This is a genomic window from Sphingobium herbicidovorans (assembly GCF_002080435.1).
Taxonomy (GTDB): domain Bacteria; phylum Pseudomonadota; class Alphaproteobacteria; order Sphingomonadales; family Sphingomonadaceae; genus Sphingobium; species Sphingobium herbicidovorans.
Genome location: NZ_CP020538.1, coordinates 1,949,860 through 1,966,415 on the forward strand (window position 1 = coordinate 1,949,860; position 16,556 = coordinate 1,966,415).

A 16,556-nucleotide genomic window follows, 5' to 3' on the forward strand; every position below is an offset into this window, starting at 1 on the left:
TTTCATTTTCCACAGTTTGGCGCTATGGCGGCGCGATTTTTTGGCTTCCCAGGATATTATGGCAAAAGAAGAACTGCTTGAAATGCGCGGACAGGTTGTGGAGCTTCTCCCCAACGCCATGTTTCGCGTCCGGCTTGAAAATGATCACGAGATCCTCGGCCACACCGCCGGCAAGATGCGCAAGAATCGCATTCGCGTGCTGGTGGGTGACGAAGTTCTGGTCGAACTTACTCCCTACGACCTGACCAAGGGTCGGATCACTTACCGCTTCAAATAAGCCGCATTTTTCTCATGCGGCTTATTCTTGCTTCGGCTTCTCCCAGACGGTGTGAACTTCTGGGTCAGATCGGCGTGTCTCCTGATGCGGTGGATCCCGCCGATATTGATGAAACACCATTGAAGGCCGAACTGCCTGCCGTTTACGCTGCCCGTGTCGCTGCCGACAAGGCGGCGCTGGTGGCGCAACGACATCCAGGCGCGCTCGTGCTTTCGGGCGACACCGTTGTGGCTGCGGGCCGCCGCATCCTTCCCAAGGCGGAGAGCGAGGCCGAAGCGCGCAAGTGCCTTGAACTTCTTTCCGGCCGTCGCCACCGGGTGCTGAGCGCGATCACGCTGATCGACGCAGACTGCAGGGCGCGGCACCGCCTCTCCACCAATATCGTCACCTTCAAGCGCCTCGACCGCGCCGAGATCGACGCCTATCTTGCCAGCGGGGAATGGCACGGCAAGGCGGGCGGTTATGCGATCCAGGGGCGAGCTGCTGGCCTCATTCGGGCCATCCAGGGCAGCCACAGCGCAATCATGGGCCTGCCCCTTTACGAAACCCGCGCGCTGCTCAGGGCAGCGGGCTATCCATTGGACTGAACATGGCCGAATGGCTTTACGAAGAAGGCATTGGCGAAGCCCGCGCCGCGAAAATTGAAAAGGGCCGTCTGGTCGAAGCGCAGATCGAACGCGAAAGCGACGCCGCTCGCACCGGATCGGTGATGCAGGGCAAGCTCGTCCGCACCATTATCCCTAAAAAGCGGGGCATCGCCCGCCTGATCTCCGGCGAAGAGGTGCTGGTCGAACCCATCCCCCCGAAGATCGCGGAGGGGGCGACCGTTCTCCTCGACATCCTGCGCGAAGCCATTCCAGAGGAAGGCCGCGCCAAGCTGGCCAAGGCCCGCATTGCGCAGCCCGGTTCAAAGGCTCATCCCGCCCCCAGCCTGCTCCAGCGCCTGCGGGCAACGGACCTGCCGGTGATACCATGCCCCGCACATGAAGAAGACCGGTTCGAAGCCCATGGGTGGAGCGAACTCATGGAAGAGGCGATCTCCGGCGAGATCGGTACGGAGGAAGCGGCGTTACGCATCTTTCCCACCCCTGCGATGATTCTGATCGACGTCGATGGCTCCCTTCCTCCCGCCAAACTCGGCCCCAAAGGCGCGAAGCTCGCGGCTCAGGCGATCCGCCGCATGGGGCTGGCCGGGTCCATCGGCATCGACCTGCCGACGATGAACAACAAGGATGAACGCACCGTAGCCGCATCGCAGATCGACAAATATCTGCCGCTCCCTTTCGAGCGCACGGCTGTCAACGGCTTTGGCTTCGTCCAGATCATTCGCCGTCGTGAGCGGATGAGTCTTATGGAGCTGCTCCGCGCCGACCCGGTCGAAACGGCGACGCTCGCGCTGTTGCGCCGCGCCGAACGCCACGGCAATGGCGGCCCCGCAACGATCACCGCCGCGCCGGCGATCATCGACCGCCTGCACAAGACCTCCGACTGGGTTGAGCAGCTTGCCCGCCGCCGTGGTGGTGCGATCAGCTTGAAGGCGGACGCCAGCCTCGCCATATCCGGCGGCCATGTCGCCTAAAACATCCCCCTGTCCGATTTGCGGCCAGCCATCCCAGGCTGGCTCGCGCCCCTTTTGCAGCAAGGCCTGCCGCGATCGAGACCTGCTACAATGGCTTGGTGACGGATATCGCGTTCCCGGCACACCGGCCGCCGACGAGATGAAAAAAAGCGACGATTATGGGGTGGACAGCCCCCCGGATTGATGCCTATAGGCACGCCTCTCGAAGCCGCCGGTGGTTCTCCCCGGCGCCAGTGCCCGGGTAGCTCAGTTGGTAGAGCATGCGACTGAAAATCGCAGTGTCGGCGGTTCGACTCCGTCCCCGGGCACCACTATCTCACTGAAAAATAACGGTTTTTCGTCTGTTAAGTGAGTTGCGCTTTCTTCCCTGTGTAATTCCTGTGTAATTGGATCAAATTGGCAGTGCGATGCGCTGTTCAAGGTTGTCCATGGCGGCATCAATATGTTCGCCGTTCGCGTGGGCATAGCGAGCAACCATAGCTAGGGTTTTATGCCCGCTCACCTTCTGGACGGTTGGAAGGTCCACGCCTGCCTGCACCAGATGCGTAATAGCTGTGTGACGGAACGTATGACGCAGAACCTCATCGGGGTTCAGGCCAGCCGCCTTGACGACCCGCCGGTGTGCCTTCCGTATGGTCATCACCCTACCTGATTTGCTGGCACTGTTCGGGAAAAGCCATTCGGCATCATCCGGCAAGCCGCCCAGATGAGCCTTCAAGAAGTCGGACAGGGCCTTGGTCATCGGTTGCTCCCGCTGGCCTGCCTTGGCGCTTGGAATGAAGATACGGCGCTTATCGAAGTCCAGATGCTCCGGTTTGATGCTCAGCACTTCGGACATTCGCATGGAGGTCGAGAGAGCAATGACGCAAAATGGATGGATATGCGGGCTGAGGTCGTTCCTAGCCGCTGAAATGATTCGGGCGCACTGCTCCGGCGTAAGATAGGCGATCCTTCCATCGCCTTCCTTGGCGCGAACTATCTTGGGCTTTGCCGTGACCCAACCCCAATCAACTGCCTTGCTGTATAGGTGGGACACCACAGCCATTTCGCGGTTAATCGTCGCATCTTTCGCACCTGCCTTTCTGCGTTGGGTGCGGTAAACAGCCAAGTCCGATGAAGTGATTTTGGAAAGCGGTTTTGGTCCCAGCGCGGGCGTCAAATAGAGTTCCAGCGTCCGCTCTTTGCGTTCGATTGTTTTCCCGCCCTCTTCCTTCAGGCGCTTGATGTAGCCGTCTGCCGCCTCCTTGAATGACATGGCAACCTTCCGGCCTTTGGGCAGGTCCAGCCGGTCTTCCCTAGCCCTAGTACGCAGCAACTCGATAGCTTCCTGCGCTTGCGTTAGCGTCACGCCTTCACTGCCCTTGCCGATGATCCGGTGTACGCGGCTTCCGTCCACCATCACGTTAATCGAGTAGCGCACATCGCCCTCAACCCCATCGGTCAGCTTTTCGGCGGTGATCCCCTTTTCTGTGATCTTATCGCCTTGGCGAAGGGTGCGGATGGATTTGCGGGTTAGAGGCAGCTTGATGCTCATGAAGACTCCTTGTGGCACGTAAATAGTATGCCCGATTGTCCGGAGTCAACGTGCCGATTACCTTCGGAGTTTTCCTATCCTATTCCATTCACACTTCAGATCATATCTAATATCATTAAGTATTAGCGGTGATCTACTGTCAACAATTATTAATTTGTTGTTGCGATCCCGCGAATCTCCTTTATATGGATCGCCCTCAACGACTTGAGGAGCGACAAGAATGCCAAGAATATCATACGAATCCGCCGCCGCTGGAGCGGAGGGCCGTTTAAGCCGTCGGGACGCTGCCCGATTCCTCGGGACTCAATCCAAAACGCTGGCCGAGTGGAAACGCACGGGCAAAGGCCCGCCCTCCCATAAGATCGGGGGTATGTGCTTCTATTACACCGATGATCTGCGGGCCTATGTCCGAAAGGCGGCGGGCCGTGACAACTAAAAGGCACCGTGGCCCGAAGGGCGCATCATGGGCAGCCCAAGCGTTCGAACGCAAGATTGCGAAAGATGGAGGGGTGATCCGCCGGAGCATCAGGGCCGCAAAAAAGGCGAACGGGCTTGTAGATCTGATAACGATGGCTTGGGCCAAGGGCTTCACCGTCTACGTTGGAGGCGGGCAGATCGTTATTTTCTGTAACCCTCATCCGGTGGTGGAGGTAACGTCCGGCACGCCTTTGTCATGGATATAGAACTGTTGAAATACAGCCCCGTAGAGGGCCCTCAAGGGCGCTCCGCTACCTGACCACCTAAAAATCAATTTCACCGGCTGGCGGTGGTTTAAAACAGCCCTGCGGGCATCATAGCAAGGTTATCTTGCCATGTCTGATGAATATCTCTCATCAGTTTAGGAATATCGCTCACAACCATAGGTATTTCCTGTCGGTTCATAATTCCAGTAGTTAATGGAGTTTGTAGTTATGAATAGTAGTTAAATTCATTTAATATCAGTAAACTGCCGTTTTCATTCATTTTATTGCTCCATTTCGGGTGATTGTTTGAAAACGTTACATATATAGTATATCGACCAGACTGTCGAGAAGGCCTGTAACCTGATCTTCCCCGGTTGGGGTGCCTGGACCGTCTCGGGCTCGAAGCAGGCGCGAATGATACGCGCGATGCGTTCGATCTCATTCTGTTTGCGCCGGATCAGATGATTGACGCGCGCCATCACCACTTCGCGCGCGTAAACGTCGGTAGGGGGTGTCATTTGCAGCTCGCACACCAGCGGTCCGCGCGTCTGGGCGCGGATGGTGCAAGCGGTGTCCACTGTGCGCCGCCATCGCGGCTTCCAGCAACTGCCCGACCGGAGTGGCCGGACCTACATGATGCCTGGCAGGGTTATCCCCGGGATGGCCGCCAGTTCTTCCATCCCGTGCCGCCGAATATGCCAGACATGGGGAATCCGGGTGTAAAGTCCTTGCCTCCCATTCCTCGCGCGCGGGCGAGATTTATCGCTTCACGGGTAGCAGCACCGACGGCGAGCGGAACCTTCAATTCATTGGCCGTGGCAATGGCGATCGAAATGTCCTTATGCGCCAGATCGATCTGAAAGCCTGGCTCGATGTCCCCTGCCAGCGTCTTTTCCGGAAAGCCGACCTTCAGGAAGCCGTTGGTGGCCAGGGTGCCGTTGAAAACCTCCAATTCGGCTTCGACATCGAGACCAAGGGCTGCGCCGAGCGCCAGCGCCTCGGCGTTCACCTGCACGGTGTTGATGACGATGAAATTGTTGACGATCTTGATACGAATGCCGTGTCCCGGCGGTCCGCAGTGGATGATCGTCGTCGCCATGGAGCGCAAGATAGGCTCCAGACGTTCAAGATGTTCCGCTTCTGCCCCAACCATCAGCAGCGATTCGCCTCGCTCGGCGAATGTGGTCGTGCGGCCCACAGGTGAATCGACGAATATCAGCCCTGCTTTGGCCGCCCGCTCGATCATCCGATCGGTAACGGAAGGCTCGATCGTGCTCATGTCCACGACGATCCCGCCGGGCTTCAAATTGGGGAAGACTTCGCCTTCCAGCACGGCCTGAACCTGCGCGGAGTTTTGCAGCATGGTGAAGACGATATCGCTCTGCGCCGCCACATCCGCGCTGCTGCTGGCCGCCGTCGCGCCCGCGGAAACGACTGCATCCAGCGCCTGCGGCTGGAGGTCGTAGGCAAGCACGTTGAAACCCTTCCGCGCCATGTTGGAAGCCATGGGCCGCCCCATCGCGCCCAATCCTATGAAGCCGATCCTGTCCATTATGCTGAATTCTCCTGCATCTGCTCGGGCAGCACCGGTACGGTGTAGTTCAGCCCCAATCGTCCCCCATCCGCATAGATCGTCTGACCGGTGATATAAGACGCCTGATCGCCGGCCAGAAAAACTGCAATACTGGCAATCTCCTCGACCAGGCCCAGCCTGCCCATCGGCGTGCGGCTGAGAATGCGCTGCTTCATTTCGTCGTCCGACATGATGCCAAGCGCCATTTCCGTCAGGATCGTGCCTGGCCCGATCGCATTCACCCTGATCCCGCGAGGAGCAAGCGCGAGCGCCGTTACGTTGGTCAATTGTTTGACCGCTCCTTTGGAGGTGGCATAGGCAATCTGGTTGGGGATTGCGAGTTCCGCATTGACCGACGACATGTTGATGATCGCCCCGCCGCGATCCATCAATCGCGCGGCTCGCTGAATACCGAGGAACGCAGCCTTCACGTTCACGGCCATCACACGGTCGAATGCTTCCTCGGTCAGGTCGTCCAACTCCGCCGCACAGGTCATGCCGGCATTGTTCACCAAGATGTCGAGACCGCCCAACTGCTGCTCGGCAAGATCGAACATGCGGTCGAGATCTTCCCGTAGGCCGACATCGACGCGGATTGCTTGCTGATCAAGTTCGCTGGCGAGCGCCGTCACGGCATCGCGGTCAAGATCGGCCAGGATGACGCGGACGCCTTCCTGCACGAAACGGCGTGCGATGGCCGCGCCGATGCCCTGCGCAGCCCCCGTAACGATCGCTCTCTTTCCCGCTATACCCGCCATCACATCCTCCTGCGCCGCGGCTGCCGCCGTCTTTTCAAAAATCAGCTATAATGGATATTCCGGCAGGTTCGGCAAGCGTCACTCCACCGTATCGATCTGTTTGGCCGGAAAGATTTGCTCTCACATTAGGATGTTTTGTCCAAACCGAACCACCAGCAAATGCAGCTTTGAGATGTATTATGAAGAGCTGCCCTTCCCAAACTAGGGGATCGGATATTCAGCTCGCTCCCCCAATCGCCCCCGGCGTCAAGATAAGGGTGAGGAGAATGAGGGCGACGCCAATATATCCCCAGGCGCCCATGCCCTGCCAGGCGATCTTCATGCTGCCGGTGTCGGATCGCGACGTTCGGGCCAGCCGCATCGCGTAGATCATCGTGCCGGTGACGGCCATTGCCGTCAGCAGCGCGCCGAACAGGAACCAGATGGCTTTGGTCCACAGGCCGCCGAACGTGCCGAAATGCAGCGGATCGGCCATTTCAGAAATGCGCTGATGCGCGCTCAACGCGCGTCCGTCCAGCCGCGCTAGGACCCGCGACGTAGCTGGATCGACGACCACCGCGTTGGCGCGATCCCGCACCAGCCAGGCGGAGGACTGGCCGAGGAAAATGACGCCATTGTCGGGCGTGAAACGGATTTCCCGAATGTCGAGCGCAGGATCGGCGCGGCGCGCGACGGCGACCAGCCGGTCCAGCGCGGTCCCGGTCGGCATGGCGCCAGCCGCCACTTCCGGCAATTTGGGCACCTGGGCGTTCCCGCCCAATGTCTCCACCAGATACCATAAGCCCGTCAGCGTGATCAGCGCCACGAACCACAGGCTCCACAAGCCCATCAGGCGATGCAGGTCGCCCGTCATCCGCCGCCCATCCCCGCCGCGCGGCGCTCGGAAAAAGCCGCGCCACCATTTCTTGTAGGTGACGATGCCGGAAACCAGCGATACCGCGAGCAGCAGGGCGAGCGAACAGACGATCGGTATGCCGATCTTCGTCGGCAGCATCAGGTGGCGATGGGCCTGCCGCAGGAAGCGGTGGACATTGGCCCAGCCATGCCTGCCGGTGACCTCCGCCGTCCAGGGATCGACATATACCCGCTCCGGGGCGCCCTCGCCGCGACTGACCCAGGCCTCGACCGTAAACCAGGGGTCTATGGGCGCATAGAGCGTCTGAAGCCGGGCATCCGGCGCGGCACGGGCCGCCGCCTGCGCCCATGCCCCCCAAGACGCGACGGGTTCCGACCGGGGCGATACCCGCATTGCGGGCGTCGCCAGCCAGTCGATTTCATGCGCGAACACGGCAAAGGTGCCCGTCGCCAGGATGAAGGTCATGAAGATCGACAGTTTCAGGCCGATCCAGCTATGCACCACCCACCAGAGCGACCGGCCCTTTTTTGCGCGCAGCTGATCCATGTTCAGAACTGAAAGCGGAGTTCGGCCAGAAATGTCCGCGGTTCGCCGGGAAAGTGCCCGCTCTGTGCCGAAAAGCCCGATGCGGCATAGACTTTGTCGAAAATATTATCGACGCGCAGCATCAGTTCGGCAAAGCCAAGCCCCTTGGTGATCGATGCGTCGAAGATCGTGTAAGGCTTCACTGTCTGCCCCGAGAGGCTGATGCGCTTCGACACATGTTCGCCGCCGACCGCAAAGGCGGCGTCGATCGTCGGCACCTGATAGCGGGTCCAGAAGCCGACCTTATGCTTGGGCGCATTGGCGAAGCGATTGCCGACGGCGTTGGTGATCGCCTGACCCGCGATCGTACCGGTGATCTTCGTATCATTATAGCCATAATTGACCAGCGCCACCCAGTTGGCGCTAATGTCGGTGGACAGGTCGATTTCGAACCCCTTGCTCGTCACCTCGCCGATCGGGCGCAACTGGTCCTGGCCATTCACGGGCGGCAGGCTGGTATCGGCCTGGAGGATATTCCTGCGCACGATGCGGTAGGCGGCCAGATTGGCCTGAAGCCTGCCGTCGAACAGGTCGGTCTTGATGCCGCCTTCGAACTGGTCGCCGGTGACGGGGGCGAAGGGACCGCCGACGTCGCCATTCTGGCTGGCGGCGGTCTGCGGTTCGAAGCTTTGCGACCAGCTCAGATAGATCGAAACATCCTTGCGCGGCTTGTAGATGGCGCCGGTGCGGAAGGTGATATCGTCATCTTCATAAGAGGCGGCGTTGACCACGCGATCCTCGAACTTGTCGTAGCGCACGCCTGCCACCAGCATGAAGGCATCGCTCAGGCTGATCTGGTCCTGCAGATAGGCGCCCTGGCGCTTGGTGCGCGTATCCGTGACGGTGAAGGGCAGCAAAGCGGCCCGCGCCACATCGGGCGCGCTGTTGGTATAGACGGGATTGCTGAGGCTAAGCGGCGTCACGCCTGCGCGCAGGATGCGCGAACTGAGCACGCTCGTCTCGTCATACCAGTCCGCGCCGGTCTGGAACTTATGCTCCATGCCGAGCAGATCGACCTGCGCCGTCAGATTGGCGGAAAAGGACAGGCCATCGACATCGCGGATCTGGTCGCGGAACTCGCGCGCGACCAGATCGTCGCTACCTGCGACCAACCCGCGCGGCTCATGATATTGTTGCGTTTCGGTCGCCTTGAAATAGCGCACGCCCGCATCGAATGTGACGCTGTCTCCGATCGCGGTCGCGTAACGCGCCTGATAGGCCTGCGACTTGAGATGGAGAAAATCGGTGGGCTCGTTGGCGTTCCAACGGATGTCAGTCAGAAAATTGCCGTCATCATCGGTCAATATGCCGCGCAGACGGTTGGCCTGAAGATCATTGTCATAGACCGTCGCCTGAAGCGTCAGCTTGCCGCCCTCGTTGGTCCTGATGGCAAGGCCGCCATCGCCGATCAGCGACACATTCTTCGTATTGCGCCGATAGGGGTTCATCGCCTCGTAAAAGCCGCCGAGGCGGTAGGTGACGATCCCGTCCTTATCCACCGGGCCGTTCGCTTCGGCGGATATGCCGCGACGACCATAATTGCCCGCCGTCGCCACCAAGCGCATGGCGCTGGTGTCTCCGGGCACCTTCGACACATAGTTGATGATGCCGCCGGGCGACCCTGGACCAAAGAAAAGCCCCGCCGGTCCCTTCAACACTTCCACCCGTTCGATATTGAAAAGCTGCGGCACGGAAAAGCCGATGAATGGATTTCCCCGCATCCCATCATAGAAGGACTGGTCCTGGCGAAATCCGCGGAACGTCACGCCCGCATAGCTGAAGAAGCTGACACCCGAAATATTGCGATAGATGTCGGTCGCGTCGCGCGCGCCCTGATCGGCGAAGAGATCCTTGTTGATCACCTGCAACGCCTGTGGAATGTCGAGCGGATCTTCGGCGCTTTTGCCGACGGTCGTGGTTTCGGTGCGGTAGAGGCGCTGTGCGCGTCCCGTCACGATGATCTGATCGCTATCGGCCCAGGCCGCATCTGGCGCCGATGCAGGGGCTTCCTGTGCGGAAGCCATCGACGCCCAGACGGGAACAGACGCAAACAGCGCCGCGCGGAATATAGACAAGACAACCCCCGTATCAGTTTCGCTAATGATAGTGATTCGCGATACGGCCTTTGAATGGTCAGGGCAAGTTGCCAATTCCATTCTCGCAGCAGCGCTCCTTGGTCGGCACATTTCTGCACGCGGTCGTGGCAGACCTGGAAGCGGACATTGACGCGGTCAGCTACCAATTGCGTATAGGTTGCTGGCTCCACGTTGTGGCGGAACTGCGGACCCTTGGCGTCGACGTCAGTGACCTGTCGGGCTTGCAATCACAGGCTTCAACTCTATCGTTACGCACCGAAACAGGGGGAAGCGGGAATGACCGATGGAGAGGGAACGGACCTCATTTCGGCGGTGGCGGCCGACACGCGCTACATGATGTTGGTAAAGCATCGCTCGCGGCTCGGCTGGTCGTTGTCAGCAATAATCTTCCTTACTTTCCTGGGATATCTGATGCTGATCGCATTCGACAAGGCGCTGCTGGGCCTGCCTCTCGCTGGAGGTGTTACGACCCTTGGTATTCCGGTCGGCCTTGGCATCATCCTGCTCGCCGTCGCCCTGACTGCCGCTTATGTCGCCTACGCCAATCGCCATTTTGACGCAGCTATGGCGGAAATCCTGAAGGATCATGGTGCATGAGGGCGACATTGATCGCGCTCGCTTTTCCGTTGATCCTTCTGCCGGCGCCGGGTTTCGCCGCGGCGTTTGAGGGGGAAGCGCAGCGTCAGCCGACCAACTGGGTAGCGATCGCCATGTTTGTGGCCTTTGTCGGGCTGACACTTTGGATTACCAAGGCGGCCGCCGCACGGACCCGCACCGCGTCGGATTTCTATACGGCAGGCGGTGGCATCACGGGCTTTCAGAACGGCCTGGCGATGGCCGGCGACTACATGTCGGCGGCTTCTTTCCTCGGCATTTCGGCACAGATCTTCAATGATGGCTATGACGGCCTTATCTACTCGACAGGCTTCCTGGTCGGTTGGCCGATCCTGCTCTTCCTGATGGCGGAACGGTTGCGGAACCTGGGACGATACACTTTTGCTGATGTGGCGTCCTATCGCTTCGCCCAACCGCCGGTTCGCAGTTTCGCCGCGATCAGCACGTTGCTGGTCGTCAGCTTCTACCTGATTGCGCAGATGGTCGGGGCGGGACAGCTCATCAAGCTCCTGTTCGGCCTCCCCTATGCCGTGGCCGTTTTGATCGTGGGCGCGCTCATGATGCTCTACGTACTGTTCGGAGGCATGCGCGCCACGACGTGGGTCCAGATCATAAAAGCGGTGCTACTGCTCGGCGGCGCCAGCTTCATGGCGTTAATGGTCATGGCGCATGTGGGTTTTTCATTTGAGAACCTCTTTACTCGCGCCGTAGAGGTGAAGGCCGACGCGGCGCTTGCAAAGGGGGTTAACGGAGCGGAAGCTGCGGAGCAGGGCCGATCGATTATGGCGCCGGGAAACTTCATCAAGGATCCCGTGTCCGCCATTTCGTTTGGCTTGGCGCTGATGCTGGGCACCGCGGGCCTTCCTCACATTCTCATGCGCTTCTTCACCGTTCCTGACGCCAAGGAAGCCCGCAAATCCGTGCTTTGGGCTACGGGCTGGATAGGTTATTTCTATATCCTCACCTTCATCATCGGCTTCGGTGCGATCGTGCTCGTCGGCACGCAGCCTGATTATCTTGATGCTGAAGGAGCGCTGCGGGGCGGCGGCAATATGGCCGCGATCCATCTCGCGCACGCAATCGGCGGCAACGCCTTTCTTGGCTTCATTTCAGCGGTCGCCTTTGCGACTATCCTGGCTGTCGTGGCCGGGTTGACGCTATCGGGGGCCTCGGCTGTGAGCCATGATCTTTATGCCACCGTATTTAGACACGGGAACGCTACGTCCGCAGACGAACTCCGCATGTCGCGTCTGACCACGCTGGCGCTTGGCGCACTGGCGGTGCTGTTGGGCCTTGTGTTCGAAAAGCAGAATGTAGCTTTCATGGTCAGCCTGGCCTTCGCGCTGGCAGCTTCAGGGAATTTTCCGGTGCTTATTCTCTCGCTGCTTTGGAGCGGATGCACCACCCGCGGCGCTGCATGGGGCGGTGCGATTGGATTGTTGACCGCTTTTGTTCTTACTCTGCTCTCACCAGCCGTTTGGACCAACAGCTTCAATCTCGGAACTGCGCCATTTCCCTATAGTTCAGCGGCGATCTTTTCGGTTCCGGCGGGCTTCATCGCAATCTGGCTGATCTCGCTTTTCGATCGTTCCCGGCGTGCGGAGGTCGACAAGGCGGGCTATCCAGCGCAACGGGTGCGGGCGGAGACAGGCATAGGCGCTTTTGCCGCGAGCGATCACTGATAATCCTGCGAGGTTGGCCGTGCCGAATGCCCCGATCAACGGCTGATTTCAGGAGCCTGACTTTTGCTCGTGAACCGCCGTTTTGGGTCATGGCCATGGCCGGGATGATTCACGGCATAACTGAACTCAATCACAGTTTGATCGTTGAGAATCGGTGCTCGGCTTCTCGTCGCCTGAACCCTATATTCTGTGGCTAACAGGCGTCGGCTTGCTGATCGCGCTCGTCGCGTGGCTGCCCCTGGCGCTGAAACGCCTGCCGCTTTCGCTGCCAATCATCTGCATTGCGATTGGCGCGGGCCTATTCCTGCTCCCGGCTATCAGCCTGGTTCCCCTGCCGTGGTCGTTCCCCGACATCACTGAACGGTTCACCGAACTGGTCGTCATCATCGCCCTCATGGGCGCCGGTCTGAAGCTTGACCGCGTCTTCAGCTGGCGGCGCTGGAATGTCACATGGCGGCTGCTGGCAATCACGATGCCGCTGTCGATCCTCGCCACTACGGCCATTGGCGGTTGGGGGTTGGGTCTATCCTGGACCGCAGCATTGTTGCTCGGGGCCAGCCTCGCGCCGACCGACCCGGTTCTCGCGGCCGACGTACAGGTCGGACCACCCAAAACGGGCGAGGAAGACGAAGTGCGCTTTGGCCTCACCTCTGAAGCGGGCCTGAATGACGGGCTGGCTTTCCCATTTGTCAATCTGGCGATCGCGCTCAGCCTGTCAGCCGCTACAGGCGAACCATGGGCCCGCGACTGGGTGTTGCACGCTGTGCTATGGGAGATTGGCATGGGCGTTGCCGGCGGATGGGCAATTGGCTGGCTGTTTGGCTGGCTTACCTTCCACCTTCCTGCCGAAACAAAGCTGGCGCAAACGGGCGACGGGTTGATCGCCGTTGCCGCCACCTTCGTGTCCTACGGCCTGACCGAGATGGTGGACTGTTACGGGTTTCTCGCGGTGTTCGTCACGGCGATCACCCTGCGGCGCTCTCATCGCAACCACGACTTCCACCATGAAATGCACGCAATCACCGAGCAGGTGGAGCGGCTGGCGATGATGGTATTGCTGATCCTTTTCGGCGGCGCGCTGGTGAGCGGCATGCTGCGAACCTTGCAGTGGCAGGATGCCGTTGCCGCCCTCGCAATTATCCTGGTCGTGCGGCCAATCGCAGGGCTGGTTGGGCTCACGCGCTTCCCGGCTGACCGCTCAGAGAAGCTGACGCTTGCCTTCTTCGGCATCCGCGGCGTCGGCTCATTCTATTACCTGGCCTACGGGCTTAACCATGCGCCCTTTGCCGAAACCGAGCGTCTATGGGCGATCGTTGGCCTGACCACCCTTCTGTCAATCCTGCTCCATGGCCTCACGGTCACACCGATCATGCGAACATTGGATCGTCAGCACGGCCGCGATCCGGACCAGAATGCAACGCCGCCTCCGGATCTTGAGGGGCCAACGGCACAGCAGGGTATCACGCCAAGCTGATTTACGACCGCCTCAAGCACCTGTCCCGCGTGCTGGCGAAACTCCGCCCGTCCCTCAGCGTTGTCGATCACGCAACCTGAGGAGAGTGAAATGGCGGTAGATACGCACAAGCTGAAGCAACATATGTGGGATAAGCTTGAGGAGGGGCCCTTCATCATGATCGGCCTTGCAGACGGCAGCAGCCATTCAGAGCCGTTGACCGCACAGCTCGACAAGGATCAGGTCGATACGATCTGGTTTTTCATCGGCAAGGACAATCGCCTCGCAAAAGGCGGTTCAGTCATGGCACAGTTCGTTTCCAAGGGGCAGGACTTCTTCGCATGTCTGTCGGGCAGCGTCACAGTGGATAATGACCCGGCTATGATCGACAAGCTTTGGTCAAAGCCCGCGGAAGCGTGGTTTCCCGGCGGCAAGACCGATCCCAACCTTGCTCTTCTGCGCTTCGACATCGACGAAGCTGAGCTTTGGGAGTCCGACATGTCATTGACCGGGAAACTCAAGATGCTTTTCGGAGGCAAGATCAACGCAAGCGAAGAGGGCAGCCACGCTGTCGTGTCGAATACCATCGTGTAGCAGCTGATTTCCGGGGCGGCGCGGCACTTGGCTGCGCCGACCTGCGAATGCAGGGGGTTCCCCGTTGCGAACGAACGGCAGGAATCCGGCACGCGGTTTCCCACGCTGAGTGTCCATTTGAGCAGCGATGGCGAGTCTTGATGTCGAACTTCGGACTGACATACCGGCGAAGGTGAGGCCCGATGCTCCCCTTCAGTGGGAGGCGGACTCAAAATCAACCATGACTTCGCTCGATATGGCTTCGAGCGCCTCGCGCACTTCGTCGGTGGAATGATCGGCGGGAAGCATCATCTGCACTTTTGCGCGAAACAGCGGCGCGCCGGACCAGGCGCTACCTTCGATTTTTGTGACGAAGTCTTCAATATTGATGTTGAGCCTGGCGAGCACGGAGGTCACCTCGCGAACGATCCCGGGACGATCCTGCCCAACGATTTCGATCGCCAGCGACTGCCCGCTGCGCTCTTCCGTTTCGGCAGCCGCGATGATGTCGATCTTGATCCCGGTCGCATCGATGCCGCGAACCGCTTGCTCGAGTTCATCAAAACGGTCCTCGGGCAGTTCGACCAACACGGAACCGACATATTTTCCCCCGAGCCGTGAGAGATGGCTTTCTAACCAGTTGCCGCCTGCAGCATAAACCGCCTCGGCAACCGATCGAGTGAGACCGGGCCTGTCACTGCCGACTACCGTCAAGATTACCGCTCGATCCATAATTCACCTCTATGCTGGCCGCTCTCCAGCAACCCAGATAGTGCAATTGGATTATCTTGAAGAGGGAATTTTGAATAGCAGTCCGTCCGCACCAATGCGCCGCATATTCGGGGCTGAGCGACCGCCAAGGGTCGAACTCGCTGGTCAGGGCAATGCTGATGAACGAGCAAAAGCATCGCGAAATCTGCAAGAGCGCGCAGGCGCTCTGCTTGTGCTTAGCAGGACTTTCGGCAACGATGTGGTGAGCAAAAAAGCAGGCACATCGGCATGAGGGAGAGGGTCATGGATCACGAGACGAGGCGCACATTTATTGCGGGCGTGGGCGCTTTGGCGGTTTTTCCGCGCCTGGCCGCAGCGGCGCAGCCGCGGGAGGGCCATGCACGGCACGCCATACCGCCGATGCCCCAGCGGGTCGATGGCGACGGCCCCGGGTTCAAGCCGTTGTTTGATGGCAGAACCCTCTCCGGCTGGCGTGGGGATCCCCAATACTGGCGTGTGGAGGATGGCGCCATAGTTGGCCAAGTTACGCCGGACACTCTGCTCCGCAGCAATACATTTCTGATATGGAGCGGCGGTAAACCCGAAGATTTCGAATTGAAGCTGGATTATAGAATAACACTCGGCGGCAACAGCGGGATCAATTATCGCAGCGTGGTTGTTAAAGATGAGATCACACCGGCCAACCGCTTTGCGCTATCAGGGCTGCAGTTCGACATTGATGGCCGAAATCTCTTTACGGCTATGGTTTACGAAGAGCGGGGGCGCAGCTTTATCGCCCGCCGCGGTCAATTCACGCGAACGACCACACCGCCTTCACAAGTTATTGGAACGATTGGGGAGCCAGGATCTCTGAAGACAATCAGACCTGACTGGAATGAAGCTCATATTATTGCAAAAGGCCCGGCGCTTTATCACCTGTTGAATGGCCAGTTGATGGCGGCGGCGATTGATGAGGCAAAGGGCCGCCGGCGCAATGGCGAATTAGGCATGCAGGTGCATGTAGGTCCGCCGATGAAGGTTGAATATCGAAATATTCGGTTGAAGCTGCTGTAGTGCGATCTCTAGGGGAGAATTGATTGCCGGCGGCAGCATCTGTCCGAGCGGCACATATTCTTCCATTGCTTCCGGGCAAAGGCTCGTCTGCTGCAGGCAAAGTCTCACGCGCGGCTGTGCAGCTGCCCGCATCGATCAGTGTTTGCGAACGAACTCGGCCCTGAGCACCAACCCCTTGATGCCTTCGTAGCGGCAATCAATTTCCTGGGGGTCGCCAGTGAGCCGGATCGACTTGATCACGGTTCCCTTGCGCAGCGTCTGCCCGGCGCCCTTGACCTTCAGATCTTTGATCGTGATGACGCTGTCGCCGTCAGTCAGGAGGTTGCCCGCGGAGTCCCGCACTTGGACGCGGCTGGCTTCAGACGCCTTCGCGGTAGCTTCCGATGTGGAGATCCACTCTCCCGAAGCTTCGTCATAGACATAATCATCATTCATATCGTTCATGTGAAAATCCATCTATTGCTGATCAGTTGAGCCGCTCGGCAGCCGTCGCGGGTGAGGCCGCCC

18 protein-coding genes and 1 tRNA gene are annotated in these 16,556 nt (G+C 59.4%); 11 read left to right on the forward strand and 8 right to left on the reverse strand.

What is annotated here, in order from left to right:
• Window positions 1–58: 58 nt before the first annotated feature.
• From infA to B6S01_RS09440, 5 genes are all read left to right on the forward strand, one after another.
• Window positions 59–277, forward strand: coding sequence for a translation initiation factor IF-1 (gene infA, locus B6S01_RS09420; protein WP_003049127.1), 219 nt, complete (start codon window positions 59–61; stop codon window positions 275–277).
• 14 nt (window positions 278–291) lie between these two features.
• The gene (locus B6S01_RS09425) at window positions 292–864 is read left to right on the forward strand and encodes a Maf family protein (protein ID WP_037462960.1); all 573 of its coding nucleotides are present in this window, start codon (window positions 292–294) and stop codon (window positions 862–864) included.
• A 2-nt stretch (window positions 865–866) separates the two neighbouring features.
• Complete coding sequence (locus B6S01_RS09430; protein ID WP_037462958.1) at window positions 867–1,856, forward strand: ribonuclease; 990 nt, start codon at window positions 867–869, stop codon at window positions 1,854–1,856.
• Entirely contained in the window at window positions 1,846–2,040 is a 195-nt protein-coding gene (locus B6S01_RS09435) for a DNA gyrase inhibitor YacG (protein ID WP_081570353.1), read from the forward strand. The genes B6S01_RS09430 and B6S01_RS09435 overlap by 11 nt, the downstream gene beginning before the upstream one ends.
• Window positions 2,041–2,091: 51 nt before the next feature.
• Window positions 2,092–2,167: transfer RNA gene (locus tag B6S01_RS09440), tRNA-Phe, on the forward strand.
• Between the two features lie 80 nt (window positions 2,168–2,247).
• On the opposite strand, the gene B6S01_RS09445 is transcribed toward B6S01_RS09440, so the two are convergent.
• The 6 genes from B6S01_RS09445 to B6S01_RS09475 form a co-directional block, all read right to left on the reverse strand.
• Complete coding sequence (locus B6S01_RS09445; RefSeq protein WP_037462957.1) at window positions 2,248–3,390, reverse strand: tyrosine-type recombinase/integrase; 1,143 nt, start codon at window positions 3,388–3,390, stop codon at window positions 2,248–2,250.
• 964 nt (window positions 3,391–4,354) lie between these two features.
• Window positions 4,355–4,651 (reverse strand): hypothetical protein, encoded by a 297-nt coding sequence (locus B6S01_RS09455; protein ID WP_037462954.1) that lies wholly within the window; start codon window positions 4,649–4,651, stop codon window positions 4,355–4,357.
• 71 nt (window positions 4,652–4,722) lie between these two features.
• Complete coding sequence (locus B6S01_RS09460) at window positions 4,723–5,625, reverse strand: NAD(P)-binding domain-containing protein (protein WP_051908034.1); 903 nt, start codon at window positions 5,623–5,625, stop codon at window positions 4,723–4,725.
• Entirely contained in the window at window positions 5,625–6,404 is a 780-nt protein-coding gene (locus tag B6S01_RS09465; RefSeq protein ID WP_037462952.1) for an SDR family NAD(P)-dependent oxidoreductase, read from the reverse strand. Before B6S01_RS09465 ends, B6S01_RS09460 begins: the two co-directional genes overlap by 1 nt.
• Before the next feature lie 217 nt (window positions 6,405–6,621).
• Window positions 6,622–7,806: a PepSY-associated TM helix domain-containing protein gene (locus B6S01_RS09470; RefSeq protein ID WP_037462951.1), complete on the reverse strand. Its 1,185-nt coding sequence runs from the start codon at window positions 7,804–7,806 to the stop codon at window positions 6,622–6,624.
• A gap of 2 nt (window positions 7,807–7,808) precedes the next feature.
• Window positions 7,809–9,920 carry a TonB-dependent siderophore receptor gene (locus B6S01_RS09475; protein WP_037462950.1) on the reverse strand — a complete coding sequence of 704 codons (2,112 nt, stop codon included), beginning with the start codon at window positions 9,918–9,920 and terminating at the stop codon, window positions 7,809–7,811.
• Between the two features lie 297 nt (window positions 9,921–10,217).
• On the opposite strand from B6S01_RS09475, the gene B6S01_RS09480 reads away from it, so the two are divergent.
• The 4 genes from B6S01_RS09480 to B6S01_RS09495 all read left to right on the forward strand — a co-directional run bounded on the left by B6S01_RS09480 (window position 10,218) and on the right by B6S01_RS09495 (window position 14,285).
• Window positions 10,218–10,538 (forward strand): DUF485 domain-containing protein, encoded by a 321-nt coding sequence (locus tag B6S01_RS09480; protein WP_037462949.1) that lies wholly within the window; start codon window positions 10,218–10,220, stop codon window positions 10,536–10,538.
• Window positions 10,535–12,238, forward strand: a complete 1,704-nt coding sequence (locus tag B6S01_RS09485) for a cation acetate symporter (RefSeq protein ID WP_037462947.1) — start codon at window positions 10,535–10,537, stop codon at window positions 12,236–12,238. Before B6S01_RS09480 ends, B6S01_RS09485 begins: the two co-directional genes overlap by 4 nt.
• A 208-nt stretch (window positions 12,239–12,446) precedes the next feature.
• Window positions 12,447–13,712, forward strand: coding sequence for a cation:proton antiporter (locus B6S01_RS09490; protein ID WP_407695228.1), 1,266 nt, complete (start codon window positions 12,447–12,449; stop codon window positions 13,710–13,712).
• 90 nt (window positions 13,713–13,802) lie between these two features.
• The gene (locus tag B6S01_RS09495) at window positions 13,803–14,285 is read left to right on the forward strand and encodes a pyridoxamine 5'-phosphate oxidase family protein (RefSeq protein WP_037462944.1); all 483 of its coding nucleotides are present in this window, start codon (window positions 13,803–13,805) and stop codon (window positions 14,283–14,285) included.
• A gap of 192 nt (window positions 14,286–14,477) precedes the next feature.
• On the opposite strand, the gene B6S01_RS09500 is transcribed toward B6S01_RS09495, so the two are convergent.
• On the reverse strand, window positions 14,478–14,978 hold the full coding sequence (locus tag B6S01_RS09500) for a glycine cleavage system transcriptional repressor (RefSeq protein ID WP_231567925.1): 501 nt from the start codon (window positions 14,976–14,978) through the stop codon (window positions 14,478–14,480).
• 64 nt (window positions 14,979–15,042) lie between these two features.
• On the opposite strand from B6S01_RS09500, the gene B6S01_RS21335 reads away from it, so the two are divergent.
• Both B6S01_RS21335 and B6S01_RS09505 read left to right on the forward strand, forming a co-directional pair.
• On the forward strand, window positions 15,043–15,267 hold the full coding sequence (locus tag B6S01_RS21335) for a hypothetical protein (protein ID WP_156103318.1): 225 nt from the start codon (window positions 15,043–15,045) through the stop codon (window positions 15,265–15,267).
• A gap of 11 nt (window positions 15,268–15,278) precedes the next feature.
• Window positions 15,279–16,049: a 3-keto-disaccharide hydrolase gene (locus B6S01_RS09505; protein WP_037462941.1), complete on the forward strand. Its 771-nt coding sequence runs from the start codon at window positions 15,279–15,281 to the stop codon at window positions 16,047–16,049.
• A 135-nt stretch (window positions 16,050–16,184) separates the two neighbouring features.
• Here the strand turns inward: B6S01_RS09505 and B6S01_RS09510 are convergent, their stop codons facing one another.
• Entirely contained in the window at window positions 16,185–16,493 is a 309-nt protein-coding gene (locus B6S01_RS09510; RefSeq protein ID WP_037462940.1) for an alkylphosphonate utilization protein, read from the reverse strand.
• Between the last annotated feature and the right edge of the window lie 63 nt (window positions 16,494–16,556).

Coding starts and splice junctions, on each gene's coding strand:
- infA (WP_003049127.1), top strand. CDS start 59: ATGGCAAAAGAAGAACTGCTTGAAATGCGCGGACAGGTTGTGGAGCTT.
- B6S01_RS09425 (WP_037462960.1), top strand. CDS start 292: ATGCGGCTTATTCTTGCTTCGGCTTCTCCCAGACGGTGTGAACTTCTG.
- B6S01_RS09430 (WP_037462958.1), top strand. CDS start 867: ATGGCCGAATGGCTTTACGAAGAAGGCATTGGCGAAGCCCGCGCCGCG.
- B6S01_RS09435 (WP_081570353.1), top strand. CDS start 1,846: ATGTCGCCTAAAACATCCCCCTGTCCGATTTGCGGCCAGCCATCCCAG.
- B6S01_RS09445 (WP_037462957.1), bottom strand. CDS start 3,390: ATGAGCATCAAGCTGCCTCTAACCCGCAAATCCATCCGCACCCTTCGC.
- B6S01_RS09460 (WP_051908034.1), bottom strand. CDS start 5,625: ATGGACAGGATCGGCTTCATAGGATTGGGCGCGATGGGGCGGCCCATG.
- B6S01_RS09465 (WP_037462952.1), bottom strand. CDS start 6,404: ATGGCGGGTATAGCGGGAAAGAGAGCGATCGTTACGGGGGCTGCGCAG.
- B6S01_RS09470 (WP_037462951.1), bottom strand. CDS start 7,806: ATGGATCAGCTGCGCGCAAAAAAGGGCCGGTCGCTCTGGTGGGTGGTG.
- B6S01_RS09480 (WP_037462949.1), top strand. CDS start 10,218: ATGACCGATGGAGAGGGAACGGACCTCATTTCGGCGGTGGCGGCCGAC.
- B6S01_RS09485 (WP_037462947.1), top strand. CDS start 10,535: ATGAGGGCGACATTGATCGCGCTCGCTTTTCCGTTGATCCTTCTGCCG.
- B6S01_RS09495 (WP_037462944.1), top strand. CDS start 13,803: ATGGCGGTAGATACGCACAAGCTGAAGCAACATATGTGGGATAAGCTT.
- B6S01_RS09505 (WP_037462941.1), top strand. CDS start 15,279: ATGGATCACGAGACGAGGCGCACATTTATTGCGGGCGTGGGCGCTTTG.
- B6S01_RS09510 (WP_037462940.1), bottom strand. CDS start 16,493: ATGAACGATATGAATGATGATTATGTCTATGACGAAGCTTCGGGAGAG.